This is a genomic window from Sphingobacterium sp. HSC-15S19, assembly GCF_050433745.1.
GTDB lineage: Bacteria > Bacteroidota > Bacteroidia > Sphingobacteriales > Sphingobacteriaceae > Sphingobacterium > Sphingobacterium siyangense.
In genome coordinates this window covers 43,193-61,695 of sequence record NZ_JBNPWQ010000014.1, presented here as the reverse complement: position 1 = coordinate 61,695, position 18,503 = coordinate 43,193, and the positions used below count along the sequence as shown (strand labels likewise).

The window sequence follows — 18,503 nt, the reverse complement described above, 5'->3', positions numbered from 1 at the left end:
AACAGCCCTTTTAATACCTTTTATGCACCAAGCAACTAATTCTTTACACGTAAACCACACTTAGCGCCCACTTATTTCTTGTCTAATCTTCACAGGCAGGCTTTCGACAATAAGTTGATAGCTATGCAAAATTAACTCTTCAAGCTTTCTATCATCAAGTTCCCGATTAGCAATAATGGTATTCCAATGCTTTTTATTCATATGATACCCCGGAAGCACTGTGTGTTCATGCCTTTCACGCAGTTCAATTGCCCACTCCGGATTACACTTCACATTAAACCGAAGCTCATCAATCTGATCCAGTCCCACCAATAAAAAAATCTTGCCACCAACCTTAAATACCAGTGTATCCGGACCAAATGGCGTCTCCTCCATAACTGGCCCAATAGACAAACAATATTCTCTCAGATCTTCAATGTTCATATTTTTTTGTTTTAGTTATCCTTTAAGTTAATCTGAATGCCCTTCATAAAATGGACAATAATCCATATAAAGCTAACAAAAACAGCGGATCGTTTTACTTAAAATCTTTTAATCTTTAGCAAAGACGATATTAAACCTATTGGCAATAAAGCGATATGGATACAGAGAAAAACAAATGCGGAATAAACTGGAATTAGACAATGAAAAGCATAGGACAACTTCGGTATTTATAGGAATTATCGACGGATATGAAGCGGTACTCATTCGGAGCTTCTTCGCTTGTAACCGAAGAAGCTCCGAATGAGTACCGAACAAGTACCGAAGAAGCACCGAACAAGCAGCGTTAAAAGGCAGAATATATTATACTGAAATAGGCTTTGTCTTATACTGAAATAGGTTTACATTTACCGAACAGATTACTATATAGATTTTACATCCTATTTTTTCTACTGGATTTGGTTGTCATTGTCCGTTTTCTGACTGTTATCGGTTGTCCTTTCCCTAACCACAGTTTCCCTAGTTTTGCTGCGGAACTTTTTTGACTCAGCGTTACGTCTTTGAAACATTTTGGGAACTTTTTGGTTCTGCAATTGCTGATGTGCCTGCTGGGGAGACATCATATTGCAGGACATATGTGGCCTAAAATGATTGTATATATTGACTGCCTTGACCAGCTGTGCAAGTGCCGTTTTGTAGTCCGGAAAGGTCTCAGCCATGCGATATTCGCTTTTTAGGATGCCATTTAGCCTTTCTGCCACGGCATTGTCATATGGGCTCCCGGATTGCGTCATGCTTATTGCGATCCCATTTTCCTGCAATATAGTGACATAATTTGTGCTGCAATATTGGATGCCCCGATCCGAGTGGTGGGTCAGACTGCTCTGCGGGTAGATTCGATGTGATATGGCCATCCTGAGCGCTGATATACAGGCCTGGGCTGTTGGTCTGTGGGTAAGTTTGTATCCCACGATCTTTCGGGAATAGGCGTCTGTGACCAGGCACAGGTAGATCCATTTGTCCCGGATGCGGATGTAGGTGATGTCACTTACCCATATCTGCTCGGGGCGCAGGGCCTGCCTGCGCTGCACAAGGTCGGGCCACTTTTTGAAACGGTGATCGGATTGGGTGGTGATGGCATACCTGCGTTTGCATTTGACCAAAAGGTCATTCTCACGTAACAGCCTGAAAAAAGCGTCCCTTCCCAGTCCAGTCATCGCGCTGCCCATTTCTTTGGCCAATATGCTGCGGAGTTTAAGGGTACCCATACGATGGGAGTCCTTCCGAATTTCACGTACCCGCGCCAACACAAGACCACTGCGAACGGAATATTCCTGCTCTCTGCCCATATATTTATAGTAGGATTGCCTTGTTCTGCCAAATAGTCCACAAAGTTTGGAGACCGAAACATTCTGGTAACACGACTTCATTTCTTGGACGATTTGGCCCCAGACTTTTTTACAAAATCAGCCCCATGGAGCTCCTCCGCTTTTTTGATCAGCATCTCCAGGGCAGTAATTTTGAGGTTCGCCTGGAAGAGTTCATCCCTGAGATCCTGCTCATTTTTCAACCCGATATCTTCTGACTCCACAGCCTGGGGAACTTCCAGCTCCAGATTGCTTTCCCACTGCTGGTACCATTTCATAAAATACCGCGGAGTGGCTTCCCTCGGAAGATTGTACTTCTGGGCAAGTTGCGAATAACTCAGCTTGCCCGCAAGGTATTCTCTGGAAACGAGGATTTTGAAGCTATCGCTGTAAACTTGCTGTCCCCCTGATTTACGTTTTGTCATACGCTTTTTCATAATATTAAATTTAAGATTTTAATATTCGTTTTTTGTAAACCTTTTTCAGGAATGGACACTTACATATACCGAAGTTAAACGCGGACTGTTACAGCGAATTCTTTCACCTTTTCAAACCATGCTCAGGAAAGACCAGGTCTACTCCTGAGATGATTATCCGGTTAAACTTAAAAATTGCCAGTCTATTATAAAGATGTATTTTTTCTTATTTTTCTAGCAAAGCCTGGATTTCCTTTTGGATTTCGGTTCCTTTATCGGCATTGTACCACTTTTGAATCTCCTCTTTGATTTCGGAGAAATCTGCCCCTTGCGCCTTCATCTTCAAAAACAGCTCCTGGCAAGCTTGAGGTCTTGGACCCCAGACAGCCAAATCCTGCCCCTGTCCATTACGTATCACTAGAATTGGAATAGATTTACCGCCGTTGGTTAAATAAGAATCGATCAGAAACGGAGCGCTGTCACGCAATTGGATATCCACCCTGATATTGGGATTTTTTGAGGCCATCTTCGCCAACATAGGCACCGAATGCGCTGCATCCCCGCACCAAGGTTCAGTAATAATGATCCATTGTTGCTTTTCAGTAATTGACTCCACAAATTGTTCAAAAGTCGACGTTGGTTCAAAGCGTTTTAACCAACGGCCCATTCTTGTCCAGTTCATTTTTGTGTACTGATAATATTCATCATCTTGATAGGCAGGGTGATTCTCAGGATGATTTAAGATATCTTCGAATTGTTGTAAGTAATTTTCAAACGTCATAATACCAATTTTGTGCAAAGGTAAATTTTACTTCTAACTTTCTCAAAAAACCTTCCGCCAACAATCTGTATTGAATGCAATAAAAAAAATGATGCTCAAAAAGCACATGTAGAGCAAGAAAAAATGTGATTTCCTCTGCCTTATATACCAAAGATTTTACATTCAGAAGAGATGTTTTACATTTATTAACGATTAAGTAAATTATCTTTGAAAGATACAACCCGTACATGAAAAGATTAGTTCAATTAATACTTTTACTATTTATCGTCATCAACAGTGCTTACTCCCAAATAAACATCAAGGGGAGGATTCTAGACAAGGCGGATGACAAGCCCCTGACCAATGCTTCCATTATTTTACTGAACCGCGATTCAGTCCTCCGTTATTTTAACCGAGCCAATGAAGAAGGAAAATTCCAGGTCAAAAATATCAAACCCGGGAGCTACATTATTTTGGCCACTTACCCTAAATTTGAACTATATAGTGATACGATCCAAATTGCAGACAAAGATCTCGACCTGCATGATATCAAAATAAATTCCCAAAGAAATGTGTTGCAGGAGGTGATTGTCACCCGACGTCTTCCAATTACACTGAAAGGCGACACCATCGAATATGATGCGGCGAGTTTTGCAACAGAAAAAAATGCGAAGCTAGAGGATTTACTACGTCGTCTACCCGGTTTCACGGTTACCGGAGATGGAAGTATCACGGCTCAAGGAAAATCTGTACAGAAAGTGTTTATCGATGGGGAAGAATTTTTTGGCTATGATCCTAAAATAGCCATTCGAAATGTACGGGCAGATGCCGTTGACAAGGTGCAGCTCTATGAGAAAAAATCGGAGGAAGCTGAGCTGTCAGGCATCGATGATGGCGTAAGAATTCAGACAGTTAATGTTGTACTCAAAGAGAAAGCAAGAAAGGGTGTCTTTGGAAACATGGAAGCATTGGCTGGATCAAAAGAATTGTATGCGGGAAATCTCTTTGCGGCGAAATTTAATAAGACTGAGCGGATTGGCATCACCGCGAGTCACAACAACATGGGCAGTTCAAGCGGCCGTGAAGGCTCTCTACGCATGAACAACCAAATTACGGGCGAACCTCTGAACACAAACCTTGGTGCCAATTATGAAAATCAGTTCTTCAAAAAAGCCCTAAAAGTCAATGCCAACTATGGTTACGACAACAACAGCAACAGGAATCACTCGGAGACTTACAATAAGAATGTACTGCCAGACGAGTCCATTCAGGAAAAAAACAGCAAAAACGATAATGAAAGGCATAGTCGAAGCAATGGTTTAAGGTCAAACCTTAACATACGACTGGATTCCACGCAAACTATGGACCTGCAATCCAATGCCAATTGGGCCACCAACGCTAATCTAACCTATACAGACAGCAAAACGGGCGACGGATCAGGTAATCCGATCAGCGACTTTAGAGAGAACAATCAATCGAACTCTTCAAGCTCTAACAATAATTTTCGGTTAAATTATAGAAAACGGTTAAAAGCGGGTCGTTCCGTCAACCTAATGGTCGGGAATAACCACAAAGAGTCAAATTCAGACAGCAAAGTCTATTCGCGAACCTATTTCTACAAAACAGGAGACAGCACAATTATTGATCAAGATCGGCACGGACGGACTAGCGGAAATGACTTCAACTCGTCAATTAACTTCAATAACCGAATCAGTGACTATATCAATCTAGCTTTAGGTTATAGCTTCAATCATTCGAAGAATACAAATACCCAAAATTCGATAGACAATATTACCCAAAAGTTTGATTCGCTGTATTCTCAAAACCAGATCGACAATAACACCAATCAGGGCGTTAATGTGAATTTTTCCTATCGTAGGGAAAAGTTGGAGATCAATTTTTCCAACCGTACGTTCTATAAGAATCAGAAGTTAAATGATAGTTATAGGTCAATCGATCTCGCCCGGAATTTTTGGGACAACAATTTAAATGTTGATGCGAATTATCGCCTTTCAAATAGCAAAAATATACGTTTAGCTTATCAAAGTTCGAATATCATTCCATCCTTTGATCAGTTACAACCGCTGCAACCTCAGACCAACCCTTTGTTTCAACAAGTTGGTAATCCTGACCTAAAACGTGCGGTGAACAATAATATTTCGGCCAACTATAATGCTTTCAGTTTATTGAAAGGAACCAACATCAATATCAACGGAAACTTATCTTTCGTAAATAATCCGATTGTCAACAAAACAACCATACTGGACAACTCTGCCCAGATCAGTACTTATGAAAATCTATCCGGCAAATCCAACTGGAATGGTGGTCTGAATATCAACCATATGCAGCCTTTGGCCAATCGACGTATCAATTTTAACAAAAGTGCAAATGTTAGATTTAACAACAGCTATAGCTACACCAAATTTGAAGGCGGACAATCCGGTGGCGAGTTTCTGCTGAACAATGCAAAGAATACCAACTTTAGCCTAGGTTCAAGCTTAAATGAACAAGATTCAGAAGGGTTCGATTTCGACCTTTCTGCAAACGCCGGCTTCAATATCCAACAAAACTCGATCAACACACAATACAACGCAACAAGTTTTCAAGGTGGGACCTCGGCCTATGTCAAATACTTTCTACCAAAGAAGTTTAATATCATGGCCAACCTTTTCTATAGCTACACAGGACCTACAAAACTCTATAAGAAATCAATCAATCAATTTTATACCAATATCGAATTGGAGAAAAAAGTACTGAAAGATGAGAGCATGACACTCAGCGTAAAGGCCTTTGACCTTTTCAACACCTTTAACAACACACGCCGTAATGCGAGTGACACCAACTATTCCGAATCTGTTCAACAGGTATTGACGCAGTATTTTTTGGTCGGTGTAAAATGGGATTTCAACAAATATCTAGGGAAAGGAAATGATTAAAAAAATATATTTAACACTAATCATCTGCTGCTTGTATGGTTTATCCCTTCAGGCACAATACGCCTATTTTGGAAGTAGGGGTACCATCAGTTTTGACAAAGTTACCTACACAAAAGCACGCATACGGCAGATGTCCAACGACATGAACTCGAAAGGAATGGACAGGGGTATGGGAATGATGGAATATCTCGACAAGCTACCGGATTCACATACAGAAAAATTAAACTTCTACTTTGATGAGAATTCTACCCTGTTGATGCCCGAGGAAAGCGAGGGTACCGAAAAGCAACGTGCTGAAGTAAAAATGGCTGCACCTACGATAAGTTCGGCAAATGGCAGAAGGGGCAGATCTCAGGGTGCGGCCCGAAGCGGAGGAAACCAAAGGGGGCAGTTTAGAGCTGGCGCCAACAAGAATGGCAAGGTCCTCTACCAGGATCTGAAAGCTGGTACAGCAGACATCCAGCTTGATATCGACGAAAAATACATTCTTTCGGAAACATTGGACAGCATCACTTGGCGTTTCACCGAAGAGTTCCGCAATATTGCTGGTGTAAATTGCCGTAGAGTCAACGGTGCCACCAAAGACTCACTTTATCTGATTGCCTACTATTCGGAAGAAATCCCAGTATCGGCCGGACCAGCCTTGAGCCATGGCCTCCCGGGAATGATATTGGGTCTTGTCATCCCAGAAATGCACATTCAATATTGGGCTACCAATATCGCCTATACCAATAAACTTATTCCTTCTGACTGGCGGGATAAGAAATCAAAAAAAATGAAACTTGCCGAATTTTCGGAAATCTTTGGCAGATATATGCCACGCAATCGCCAAAACGAGTCAGCAAAAAAAAGGATATTAGAGCAACTGGTGTATTGAAAATGTCAGTTTGGCAGTACCTAAAGACAAATTGATGACAAATAGTGTTTTTTTTACAAAACTTTTGGATTGGCATAAGGGTTGATAATAGACTGATAGAATTTATTAAGTAAAAAATTAAAACACAAGATATGTCTAAAATTATAGGAATTGACTTAGGTACTACAAACTCATGTGTTGCCGTAATGGAAGGTAACGAGCCTGTAGTAATTACGAACAACGAAGGTAAACGTACAACTCCTTCGATCGTAGCTTTCGTAGAAGGTGGCGAGCGCAAAGTTGGGGACCCAGCAAAGCGTCAAGCAATTACTAACCCGCATAAAACTATTTATTCCATCAAACGTTTTATGGGACTTTCATACGATGAAGCTGTGAAAGAAGCTGAACACGTACCTTATAAAATCGTTAAAGGTGACAACAATACACCTCGTGTAGAAATTGATGACCGCAAATATACACCACAAGAGATCTCTGCCATGATTCTTCAAAAAATGAAGAAAACAGCTGAGGATTTCTTAGGTCAAGAAGTAACTGAAGCTGTTATTACAGTTCCTGCATATTTCAACGACGCACAACGTCAAGCAACAAAAGAAGCTGGTGAAATCGCTGGTTTATCTGTAAAACGTATCATCAACGAACCTACAGCTGCAGCTTTAGCTTACGGTTTAGACAAAGCACACAAAGACATGAAAATTGTTGTGTTTGACTGTGGTGGTGGTACACATGACGTTTCGGTATTGGAATTAGGTGACGGTGTATTTGAAGTTAAATCTACTGACGGTGATACACACTTAGGTGGTGATGACTTTGATAACGTAATCATCAACTGGTTGAACGAAGAATTCAAAAGTGAAAACAATGGCTTTGACTTGAAAAAAGACCCAATGGCATTGCAACGTTTGAAAGAAGCAGCTGAGAAAGCGAAAATTGAATTATCAAGCGCAACTTCTACTGAAATCAACTTGCCATATATCACTGCTGATGCAACTGGTCCAAAACACTTAGTTCGTTCATTATCACGCGCTAAATTTGAAGCTTTGGCTGCTGACTTGATCAAGAGAACAATTGCTCCTTGTGAGTCTGCATTGAAAAATGCTGGTTTCAGCAAATCTGATATTGATGAAATTATCTTAGTAGGTGGTTCTACTCGTATCCCTGCAATCGTTGATGCTGTAAAAGCATTCTTCGGAAAAGAGCCTTCTAAAGGTGTAAACCCAGATGAAGTTGTAGCTTTAGGTGCTGCTATCCAAGGTGGTGTATTGACAGGTGAAGTAAAAGACGTTTTATTATTGGATGTTACTCCACTTTCATTAGGTATTGAGACAATGGGTGGTGTGATGACTAAATTGATCGAAGCAAATACAACAATTCCAACTAAAAAATCGGAAACATTCTCTACTGCTTCAGACAATCAGCCATCTGTAGAAATTCACATCTTACAAGGTGAACGTCCTATGGCAAACCAAAACCGTACAATCGGCCGTTTCCATTTAAATGACATTCCACCAGCTCCTCGTGGCGTTCCTCAAATCGAAGTTACTTTTGATATTGATGCGAATGGTATCATCAAAGTATCTGCAAAAGATAAAGCTACTGGAAAAGAACAAAATATCCGTATCGAAGCATCTTCAGGTTTGTCTGACGACGAAATCAAACGCATGAAAGAAGAAGCTGAAGCAAATGCTGATGCTGACAAAAAAATGAAAGAAGAAGCTGACAAAGTAAATGCAGCTGACGCTTTAATCTTCTCAACTGAAAAACAATTGAAAGAATATGGCGATAAAATTTCAGCAGATAAAAAAGCGCCAATTGAAGCTGGCTTAACCAAATTAAAAGCTGCTTACGAGGCGAAAAACTTTGCTGATATCGACGCTGCTTCCGAAGAATTGCAAAATGCTTGGAATGCTGCCTCTGAAGAAATGTATGCTGCTTCTCAAGGTGGTGCACAACAACCTCAAGGTGATGCAGGTCAAGCTCAAGGTGGAAACCAAGGTGGTGATGATGTAACTGACGTAGATTACGAAGAAGTGAAGTAATCACTCCTCCTCATAAAAAAAGCTCCGGGATTAATCCTGGAGCTTTTTTTATGGCTATCATTTTCACTATCTCACTTCACATTCAACGAGATCCTGCTTATGTATTTCTAACTACTTCTTATTTTTATAGTGACTTAATATTCCTTTGTCCAATGTCGCCCATATACCTGCTGGCATAGCCGCCTTCTTTAAGGCATTATTTGTCCAGGTATTGCAAGAATAAAACATGCTATAGGCTCCCTTTGCTTCATAAAAAGCATCTGAGTCACCATACTGTGCATCTGTTTTCACCAAAATAGTTTCCGCTTGATTTCGATCCAACGAATCTTCTATATATTTTATCAGATCCCTATATTGGGATCTACTGATCTGATAAGCAAAACATAACTCATCCTGCTGAACCGTATTGTAATAGGTCACATGAATGGCAGACTCCCCCAATCCAAAGGCAGCAACAAAGGCCGTCGATGCTTTTAAATCCTTCCATTCTGGTGTGTCCAAATAGAATCCTTTATCACCCCAACCGATACCCACATACCGATATCCGCTATGTTTCCCAACCGTATTTCCATAAGGAAATAGTTGCGACCAATCCATCTCTTCGTTAACGACAGGCAATACAATATCGGTATGAATACCATTGGACTGAACAAAAACCTGAATCGTCTTCTCTTCGTCTATATTCTTCGTTGGAGCCGAAATTCTTGACAGACTGTATTCAGCAACAATATAGAGCACACAAAAAGACAACAATCCTAAAATAATATAACCAAACACCTTAAGAATTTTTTTCATCTAAGATCTATTTCCGCTCAATTAATCTAGCGCACAGGTCAAAAAAAACCTGTATTGCTTGACAATACAGGTGAAAGATAAGCTATTTCTTTTAGCTCTTAAAATAACTTTTCAGGATATATTCCATCAGCTACTAATTTCGAAATCGATTCTTGTACGATAGGTTTATCTTCTTTATAAGTTACGCCAAACCATTTCGAAGAAGTTGGGATCACTTTAAAATCAGCCAACTTATGTTTCACCATATAATCCGGTACGGAAGGAATGAAAAATTCTGCTTTTAAATTCTCCTTATTTTCCTCAACAAATGCAGGGAACATCGCCTGCGCCACTTCGAAAATCTTTGGTGTAAAACCCCAAAAGTTCATCGAAACGCGGGTTTTTGGATCTAGGTCTGTTTCAACACCATTTTCTTCATAAACGATTTTGCGATCGTCACCTTCACCTTTGTAGTATATATTTGTACGTTCAGTTACACTTTCCATGTGTCCAGAAGGGGTAACCTCACATACTCCGCGTGAAACATAACCATAATCAGACATGGTATTTCCAACCTGGAAGCCCATCAATGACATTTGCTCATCAGAAACTTCGGTTGTTAAGAATTCGGCCATTTTTTGAAAAGAATCCGAGCCATAGAAATCGTCTGCATTGATTACACAAAAAGGTTCATGCACTTTATCCTTAGCGCTCATCACCGCATGGGCAGTACCCCAAGGTTTAGTTCTTTCGATAACGTGGTTAACGCCAAATTTCGTTAGGTCAAAATCTTGAAAAGCGTAATCTACTTCTATTTTACCTTTCAATTTTTCATCAAAAACTTCTTTCATTTTATCTAGGAACTCCTCCCTGATAATGAAGACAACTTTTCCAAATCCTGCGCAAATGGCATCGTAAATTGAATAGTCAATAATTGTCTCGCCGTGTGGGCCAAAACTGTCGACTTGTTTTAAAGAACCATACCGGCTAGCCATTCCTGCTGCCAAAATCAAAAGGGTTGGTTTACTCATATTTAAATTGCGTTAATAGAATTTTCTTTTCGTCCGCAAACTTAGCTAAATTTGCCCTTAAAAGCAAATTTAGCTAAGTTCAGCTCCACCTTCAAAGGTATAGTATTGAAACGAAAAGAATCAAAAAATTATTGTTATTTCTTTTTTAAAAATGCGTTTAATAAACCCGTCGCTAATTTGCCCAACAACTTAACTCCTTCCCGTGCTAGCGTCGTTGTCGCAGTTCGTTGTGCAGCCTCCAAAGGCGTCTGTCTTCTGGAAGAAGGCCGACTTGCCTTCTCTGCTTCTTTTTCCTGTGCCGCACGTTGTTGTTCCTGCTCAGCGGCCTGCATTCTTTCATCTATGATTTCAGCTGCAGAACGATTTTCCTGTCGCTCCTGGTATTTAGCTTTCAAATCAGACTGATTGATAATCTGGTTGATTGTTGCATCAGCTGCAGGCCCCATCACGGCACGTGCTGGTACCAAATGCGTAGCAACAACCTCTGTAGGAATACCTTTGTCGTTCAATACGGTAATCAATGCCTGTCCCGTCCCCAAAGCGGTCAACATCTGATCAATTTCATAAAAATCAGATTTTGGATACGTTTTGACTGTCTTCTTTAAGTTTTCAGCATCGTTGGGTGTAAAGGCACGCAATGCATGCTGCACCCGATTTCCCAATTGCGCCAATACAGACTCCGGTACATCGGTTGGAGACTGTGTACAGAAGAAAACACCTATCCCCTTCGAACGGATAAGACGAATAATCTGATCCACCTGTGTCAAAAAGGCTTTAGGAGCTCCGTTGAACAGCAGATGGGCTTCATCAAAGAAAAAGACCAGCTTCGGTTTATCCAGGTCGCCAACTTCGGGCATATTTTTAAACAATTGTGCCAATAAACTCAATAAGAATGTAGAATACAGTACAGGTTGATCTTGCACATCGGAAATATTCAACAGGCTAATCACGCCTTTCCCATCTACTTTTTGAAACAAATCGTTGATGTCAAACTCTTTCTCGCCAAAGATATGAGCCAAACCTTGCTGCTCCAAAGCGACGATCTTACGCAGGATAGTTCCCGAGCTGGCGGAACTAATCTTACCATAATCGCTTTTGATTTCTTCGCTACCAGGTCCTTCTGAAAGGTAGCTTAGCAGTTTTTTGGTATCTGAAAAATCGATCAATGGCATTTGATGATCTTGCGCATATTTAAACATTGCGGCCAATACCCCTGTTTGTGTTTCATTGAGTTCCAGGATCCGGCCCAGCAAGACAGGTCCGAAATCTTCTACGGTAATCCGCATAGGAATCCCCTTATTGCCAGAAAGTGAATACAGTTCAACGGGAAATGACGACGGCTCAAACGGCACGCCCACGGCGTTTCCCCGATCAATAAGGGCCTGATTGGTGACACCTGGTTCTGCTAAGCCTGATAAATCGCCCTTGACATCCAGCATAAATACAGGTACAGAGGCATCCGACAACTGTTCGGCGATTAATTGTAGCGTACGCGTTTTACCGGTTCCGGTGGCCCCGGCAATAAGTCCGTGACGGTTCATCATTTTCAAGGCTAGATTCACTTTTGCCTCAGCCAAAATTTCACCATTGAGCATTCCCGCTCCCAGATAGATAAATGCTCCCTTGGGATTATAGGAGGCCTGGACCTTCTCAATAAATTGTTCTTTATTTGCCATACGAAAGGCTTAATATTTATAAATCAAAGAAAATTGAAAACTTTTCAAAAAATAATCTCTTCGTCACAATTTCGTGCCAAATTTTATTTTTAGTGCACTATTAATTTGAATTTAACATAGAATTACTATTTTTACGATGTAAAACAGTAAGATTAAAGGTAATAAAAAATGTTAAATAAGCGGTTTAGATTTGTGGCAGCATTCCTTTGTGCTATCATCTTTTTCACAAAGATGGCCATCTCTATTTCGCCTATTTTTTCCAACAGCTTAGATCAAAGCACCATCTTACAGGTCGTTTTACAACTTGAAATCGAAAACAATAACGGTGCAAGTAACGACACACTTGAAACCGCCTCAAAATTTTTCAATACAAAAACAGAAGAACCTATTGTATTTGAAACCATTATCGTTGAGAACCAAGGAAAACAGAAGAATTATCTTAAAAATGAGAAAAGCATTTTAGCTTTCCATCCTACGGTTCCAACACCGCCTCCTAACTGTTAATAAAGGCATCCCTCGGGGATGTACTTCCATCGACCCGCATGCAAAAGATAAAGCATGTGCGGTATCCTTGATTTTTCTGAAGTAACCTATCTGCTTTAGTTCGGTTGAATCTTATCGTTGAGCTTTCTCAGCAAGACACTTTGTCAATGCTCTTGAAGGTCAGATGATATAACGATACACAGCTACAGCTCACTAAAGGTTGCCTGATGAAAACTTTATTTATAGATAAACACAAATTTTATGTTTGGAACTCGTACGTCGGCTTTTCTGAAACTATCGAAAAGAGACTTAAAATATGACTTCCCTGCTAGTGTTGTGGTGTTTTTGGTGGCACTTCCATTATGTTTGGGAATTGCAATGGCCTCTGGTGCGCCATTGTTTGCAGGATTATTGACTGGTGTAATTGGTGGAATTGTTGTCGCTTCAATCAGTAAATCACCACTCAGTGTAAGTGGGCCAGCTGCTGGTCTTACCGTTATTGTCTTAGGTGCTATTCAAAGCCTGGGCGCATATGAAACCTTTCTACTTGCCGTCGTGATCGCTGGTGTAGTGCAGGTCATTCTTGGTATATTAAAAGCCGGGATGATCGGCAATTATTTCCCTTCAGCGGTCATTGTCGGTATGCTTGCCGCGATCGGCATCACAATTATCATGAAGCAGATTCCTTTGGCATTGGGCTTAGTGGAAACACATGCCTTCGAAATGGACAATGGACATGGTATTGGCGCCTATTTTGATACGATCGCCTCTGCGATCAACTTTGGTGCATTGATCATCTGTGCACTATCATTGGCAATTCTAATCTTCTGGCCATCTATTCCAAAGCTTAATAAGGTTCCGGCCCCATTGGTTGTCGTGATTCTGGGCGTAAGCTTAGCTTATTTTTTCAACGGCTCAGCGCTCCAATTGCACGATAAACAATTTGTTTTGGTCCCTATTGTAGGTTCTTTTGCTGAATTCACAGGATTATTTACCCTACCGGACTTCACACAGATTGTCAACAAAGATGTGTGGATAGCTGCATTTACGATTGCAATTATTGCAAGTCTAGAAACCTTATTGAGTATCGAGGCGGTTGATAAAATAGACCCTTACAAAAGAAATACGCCAACCAACCGTGAACTCGTTGCACAAGGAATCGGTAATATGACCAGTGGACTTCTAGGCGGTCTACCCTTAACATCCGTTATCGTACGCTCATCAGCAAACGTCAATGCAGGTGGAAAAACAAGACAGTCTGCTATCATGCATGGTATGTGGCTATTGGTCGCTATGCTCGCTATCCCAACAATGCTGAATATGATTCCTTTGGCCTGTTTAGCGGCTATCCTTCTCCATACAGGGTATAAATTGGCTAAACCAAGCCTATTCACCTCAATGTACAAAAAAGGCTTAGATCAATTTATTCCATTTTTTGTCACCATTGTAGCGATCGTGTTTACCGACCTTCTTATGGGTGTAGGAATAGGTATTGTCGTGGCGACATTCTATATTTTGAGAGCAAATATGAAAAATGCTTTCAAATATAATATTGAAAAAGACAATGAAGAAGATAAGGCCGTCATTACATTAGCGGAGGAAGTATCCTTTTTGAACAAGGTTCCTATCCAACAGAAATTATACAGCTTACCAAAATCTATCAGTAAGATCCGCATCGATGGAACATTCAGTAAATTTATAGACAAGGATGTCATCGAAGTCATAAAAGATTTTGAGCAGAACGCGAGAAGTAAGGGAAAAGACATCGAGCTTTTGCAGGTTGTCTATAAAAAACCCTCCTCATAAGGGAAAGGTTTTCGACGTATCGCGTAAGCCATTACGTTCCATCGTTCTACCAGCACCCTTGGTTGAAACAAGAGGAAGGATTATTGAACATCAAGAACAGATTTTCAATAAAAAATAAGTTGTTTGAAGTAAACAATGAATTTAGACATTTGTATTATTATAATAAAATCGAAACGATGCCTTTGGGCAAGAGTGAAATAAGAAGAATATGGAAAATAAAGATTTAAAAATAGGATTTGACAATATCATAAAAGGAAATAAAGAGTGGATGGAATTCGTAAAGAATGACGCTACGGGACGCTTCCAACAACTTGCTAAAGGTCAAAATCCGGAAATTCTTTGGATCGGTTGTGCAGATAGCCGTGTGCCCGCAAATGAATTGACCGGTACAAAGCCGGGGGAGGTTTTCGTTCACCGTAATATTGCCAACATGGTCATTCACTCGGATATGAGTATGCTTTCCGTATTAGACTATGCCGTGAATGTGCTGAAAGTAAAACATGTGATTATCGCTGGTCACTATGGCTGCGGTGGTGTTGCGGCATCTTTAAGCCGTAAGCAGTATGGTATTATCGACAACTGGTTGGGCCATATCAAGGATGTCTATCGCTTACATAGTGCAGAGATCGATGCGATCCAGGAACATGATAAAAAAGTAAATCGCTTAATCGAGCTCAACGTACAAGAACAGGTTTTCAATCTTTGTGCGACGTCGATTATCCAAAACGCATGGAAAGAGCGTAATGATCTTGCGGTACATGGAATGATTATCAATATCGGCACGGGAGAATTGATCGATCAACACTGTACCTTTACCAATAATGATGAGCTAGGTGAAGTCTTCGCTTATAAATAGAGTAGTAACAAAAATCGGTAAAAAGGGACGAAATTTCGTCCCTTTTTTATTTGATATCCCAACGTTATTAAGTCTCTCCATTCCAACAGATACAGCTGCAATATTCAACCGCTCATGCTAAGCCGAATATCTACGATCTCCTAGCTAATATTTCACGGCGAATAATTAACTTTGTATTATGAGTGAAGAAAAATCATTAAATTTTATCGAGGAAATTGTCGAAGAGGATCTTCGTACAGGGAAGCATGGCGGACGTGTATTGACACGTTTTCCTCCTGAGCCAAATGGTTACCTCCACATTGGTCACGCCAAATCCATCTGCTTGAATTTTGGATTAGCACAGCAGTATAATGGCAAGACTAATCTACGTTTTGATGACACTAACCCTGTCACTGAGGACACTGAGTATGTTGAAAGTATCAAGAAAGATATTCAATGGCTTGGATTCCAGTGGGCAGAGGAATTATATACTTCAGATTATTTCGAGACACTATATAGTTATGCCGTTGATCTAATTAAAAAAGGTCTAGCTTATGTCGACGACAGTACTGCTGAAGAAATTGCAGCAGCAAAAGGTACCCCAACAGAACCGGGTGTTCCCACTCCCTATCGCGATAGGTCTATTGAGGAAAATCTAACCTTATTCGCGGCTATGCGTGCCGGTAAATACCAAGATGGTGAAAAAGTGCTACGTGCAAAGATTGATTTAGCTAGCCCCAATATGCATTTGCGTGATCCTTTGTTATACCGCATCAAACATGCGCATCACCACAGAACAGGGGATCAATGGTGTATCTACCCAATGTATGATTTTGCGCATGGACAATCAGATTCCATTGAGAAAATTACACATTCGATCTGTACGCTGGAATTTATTCCACACCGTCCACTTTATGATTGGTGTATTGATAAATTGGAGATTTTCCCTTCCAAACAATACGAATTTGCACGTTTGAATATGACTTATACCGTCATGAGTAAACGTAAATTGCTGCAGTTGGTCAATGAGAAGTTTGTTGAAAGCTGGGACGACCCGCGTATGCCTACGATCTCAGGATTGCGCAGAAGAGGGTACACACCTGCGAGTATCCGCAACTTCTGTGAAAAAATCGGCGTTCAAAAACGTGAAAACATGATCGATGTCAGTCTTTTGGAATTTTGTATCCGTGAGGATCTCAACAAAACGGCATGGCGCAGAATGGCTGTTCTTGATCCAATCAAATTGGTGATCACCAACTATCCTGATGGTCAGGTAGAGGATCTTCTTGGCGAGAACAATCCAGAAGTCGAAGGTGGTGAAGGTTCACGCTCCATTCCATTTTCAAAGGAGCTCTGGATAGAGCGCGATGATTTTATGGAAGATGCACCAAAAAAATTCTTCCGTTTAGGCCCTGGGCTTTCTGTACGTTTGAAACATGCTTACATCGTCACCTGTCATGATTTTGTGAAAGATGAAAATGGCCATGTAACGGAAGTTCATTGTACGTATGTTCCAAACTCAAAATCGGGAGAAGACACTTCGGGATTAAAAGTAAAAGGAACAATCCACTGGATCTCTGTTCCACATGCAAAAGAAGCCGAAGTGAGACTGTACGACAGATTGTTCAATGATGAAAATCCTGCCGCTGCAGAAGATTTTAAAGCATCGATAAATCCTGAAAGCCTACATATCATTGAACGTGCTTACATTGAACCGGATCTTGCAAATGCAACCCCGGGGAAAGGATATCAATTTATACGATTGGGGTATTTTACCTTAGATACACATTCAACTCCAGCTCATTTAGTCTTTAACCGTACGGTTACATTAAAAGATTCTTGGGGTAAGGAAGTAAAGAAAAACGCGTAAAATCGTAACCCATAAAAAGAAGAGGTTGGAAGTGATTCCAACCTCTTCTTTTTATAGTGTATTCTTATCCCCAATATTCTCCAACATGCTGGATTTATATCCCCATTAATCTGGCTAAACTACAGCTCTGTCAACCTCTTGGAACATCAGCTCTCATAGATAAAGCTTCCCAAAGAATCCACTCCTGCTCGAAAATGACCACCTTTTATCAGGTTAGCTCGTTCTCAATCCAGATAACTGCTTGAAAACTGCCTGCCCGTTTACTTTCTTCGAACTGAAAAACTACAACAGCCGATTTATGCCCTCCCGTACTTCTCTTTTTTTTACAGCAGTAATTTATAAAGGTACATCATCTGCAATAAGAAAAACATCGTATCATTCATTTTTCAACCTGATTATCGTCACTCTTTTGCCGTGATTTTAGCAATAGTTTTACAGCAAACAAAATACCCTTAATGATATGAAAAAGCTACTTTTAATTGCACTGACACTCACCCTAGGCGCACTAAGTTTACAGGCACAAACAATCCCTAATCAACGCTGGCAAATGAGACTCAGAGGTGTGACAGTCATGCCAAACGAATCGGCCAATATTAATACCATAGGCGGAGACGTCGACATCAATACGAAATTTATCCCTGAACTGGACTTCACCTATTTCTTCACAAAAAACATTGCTGCGGAATTGATCCTTGGGACTACAAAACATAAAGTTAATACAACCGGTTCAAATTTAACTGCCATTGGTGGCAGTTCATCCAGCAATGTCGATCTTGGCAGTGTATGGCTCCTTCCTCCGACACTGACAGCTCAGTATCATTTCTTCCCCGATGGTGCCATTAAACCTTATGTAGGTGCAGGAATAAATTATACAATATTCTATAGCGTCAACGCGGGACAAACGGTAAAAAATGTAAAATACGATAATGCTTTCGGTTTTGCGACTCAGCTGGGAATTGATTTTAAGCTATCTGAAAAATATTTCGTGAATTTGGATGCGAAGTACATTCTTTTAAAAACCGATGTCAATGTTGATGCATCAAATCTTGCACCTAACTTATCCATACCGGCAAAAGTTGACATCAATCCCTTCCTGCTCGGCTTTGGAGTCGGCATGAAATTCTAATCATTTGGCTCATTCCCTATCCTATATGTATCGAGGCCTCTTCCAATATTTTAGAAGAGGCCTCATATGGTTTTTTCACCTCAAGCATAG

Annotated in this window: 15 protein-coding genes; 8 read left to right on the top strand and 7 right to left on the bottom strand. The window is 40.6% G+C overall.

Annotation, left to right across the window (positions count from 1 at the left end; translation table 11 throughout):
- Positions 1–60: 60 nt before the first annotated feature.
- The 4 genes from L1283_RS13175 to L1283_RS13160 all read right to left on the bottom strand — a co-directional run bounded on the left by L1283_RS13175 (position 61) and on the right by L1283_RS13160 (position 2,984).
- The gene (locus L1283_RS13175; protein WP_088163171.1) at positions 61–423 is read right to left on the bottom strand and encodes an MmcQ/YjbR family DNA-binding protein; all 363 of its coding nucleotides are present in this window, start codon (positions 421–423) and stop codon (positions 61–63) included.
- Between the two features lie 446 nt (positions 424–869).
- Complete coding sequence (locus L1283_RS13170; protein ID WP_429626246.1) at positions 870–1,850, bottom strand: IS3 family transposase; 981 nt, start codon at positions 1,848–1,850, stop codon at positions 870–872.
- Positions 1,847–2,224, bottom strand: coding sequence for a transposase (locus L1283_RS13165; protein ID WP_286848000.1), 378 nt, complete (start codon positions 2,222–2,224; stop codon positions 1,847–1,849). The genes L1283_RS13170 and L1283_RS13165 overlap by 4 nt, the downstream gene beginning before the upstream one ends.
- 205 nt (positions 2,225–2,429) lie before the next feature.
- Positions 2,430–2,984 carry a thioredoxin family protein gene (locus tag L1283_RS13160; RefSeq protein WP_145329043.1) on the bottom strand — a complete coding sequence of 185 codons (555 nt, stop codon included), beginning with the start codon at positions 2,982–2,984 and terminating at the stop codon, positions 2,430–2,432.
- A 227-nt stretch (positions 2,985–3,211) separates the two neighbouring features.
- Here L1283_RS13160 and L1283_RS13155 point away from each other — a divergent pair, with 227 nt between their 5' ends.
- The 3 genes from L1283_RS13155 (at position 3,212) to dnaK (ending at position 8,812) form a co-directional block, all read left to right on the top strand.
- Positions 3,212–5,899: a TonB-dependent receptor gene (locus L1283_RS13155; protein WP_429626244.1), complete on the top strand. Its 2,688-nt coding sequence runs from the start codon at positions 3,212–3,214 to the stop codon at positions 5,897–5,899.
- On the top strand, positions 5,892–6,776 hold the full coding sequence (locus L1283_RS13150) for a GLPGLI family protein (RefSeq protein WP_145329039.1): 885 nt from the start codon (positions 5,892–5,894) through the stop codon (positions 6,774–6,776). The genes L1283_RS13155 and L1283_RS13150 overlap by 8 nt, the downstream gene beginning before the upstream one ends.
- A gap of 131 nt (positions 6,777–6,907) precedes the next feature.
- Positions 6,908–8,812 (top strand): molecular chaperone DnaK, encoded by a 1,905-nt coding sequence (dnaK, locus tag L1283_RS13145; RefSeq protein ID WP_075994436.1) that lies wholly within the window; start codon positions 6,908–6,910, stop codon positions 8,810–8,812.
- 111 nt (positions 8,813–8,923) lie between these two features.
- Here dnaK and L1283_RS13140 read toward each other — a convergent pair whose 3' ends face one another.
- The 3 genes from L1283_RS13140 to L1283_RS13130 all read right to left on the bottom strand — a co-directional run bounded on the left by L1283_RS13140 (position 8,924) and on the right by L1283_RS13130 (position 12,293).
- Entirely contained in the window at positions 8,924–9,607 is a 684-nt protein-coding gene (locus L1283_RS13140; protein WP_429626242.1) for a TIGR02117 family protein, read from the bottom strand.
- Between the two features lie 98 nt (positions 9,608–9,705).
- Positions 9,706–10,617: a sugar phosphate nucleotidyltransferase gene (locus tag L1283_RS13135; protein WP_088163177.1), complete on the bottom strand. Its 912-nt coding sequence runs from the start codon at positions 10,615–10,617 to the stop codon at positions 9,706–9,708.
- A 134-nt stretch (positions 10,618–10,751) separates the two neighbouring features.
- A complete protein-coding gene (locus tag L1283_RS13130) occupies positions 10,752–12,293 on the bottom strand; it encodes a helicase HerA-like domain-containing protein (protein WP_333886267.1) in 1,542 nt (513 codons plus the stop codon).
- A 168-nt stretch (positions 12,294–12,461) separates the two neighbouring features.
- Between L1283_RS13130 and L1283_RS13125 the strand changes: the two genes are divergently transcribed.
- The 5 genes from L1283_RS13125 (at position 12,462) to L1283_RS13105 (ending at position 18,413) form a co-directional block, all read left to right on the top strand.
- Positions 12,462–12,797 (top strand): hypothetical protein, encoded by a 336-nt coding sequence (locus tag L1283_RS13125; RefSeq protein WP_232475633.1) that lies wholly within the window; start codon positions 12,462–12,464, stop codon positions 12,795–12,797.
- A 240-nt stretch (positions 12,798–13,037) separates the two neighbouring features.
- Complete coding sequence (locus L1283_RS13120) at positions 13,038–14,582, top strand: SulP family inorganic anion transporter (protein WP_088163179.1); 1,545 nt, start codon at positions 13,038–13,040, stop codon at positions 14,580–14,582.
- 208 nt (positions 14,583–14,790) lie between these two features.
- Positions 14,791–15,438, top strand: coding sequence for a carbonic anhydrase (locus L1283_RS13115; protein ID WP_075994442.1), 648 nt, complete (start codon positions 14,791–14,793; stop codon positions 15,436–15,438).
- A 178-nt stretch (positions 15,439–15,616) separates the two neighbouring features.
- Positions 15,617–17,287, top strand: a complete 1,671-nt coding sequence (locus tag L1283_RS13110) for a glutamine--tRNA ligase/YqeY domain fusion protein (RefSeq protein ID WP_429626238.1) — start codon at positions 15,617–15,619, stop codon at positions 17,285–17,287.
- Positions 17,288–17,747: 460 nt separating this feature from the next.
- Positions 17,748–18,413: an OmpW/AlkL family protein gene (locus tag L1283_RS13105; protein ID WP_088163182.1), complete on the top strand. Its 666-nt coding sequence runs from the start codon at positions 17,748–17,750 to the stop codon at positions 18,411–18,413.
- The last annotated feature ends 90 nt before the right edge of the window (positions 18,414–18,503 follow it).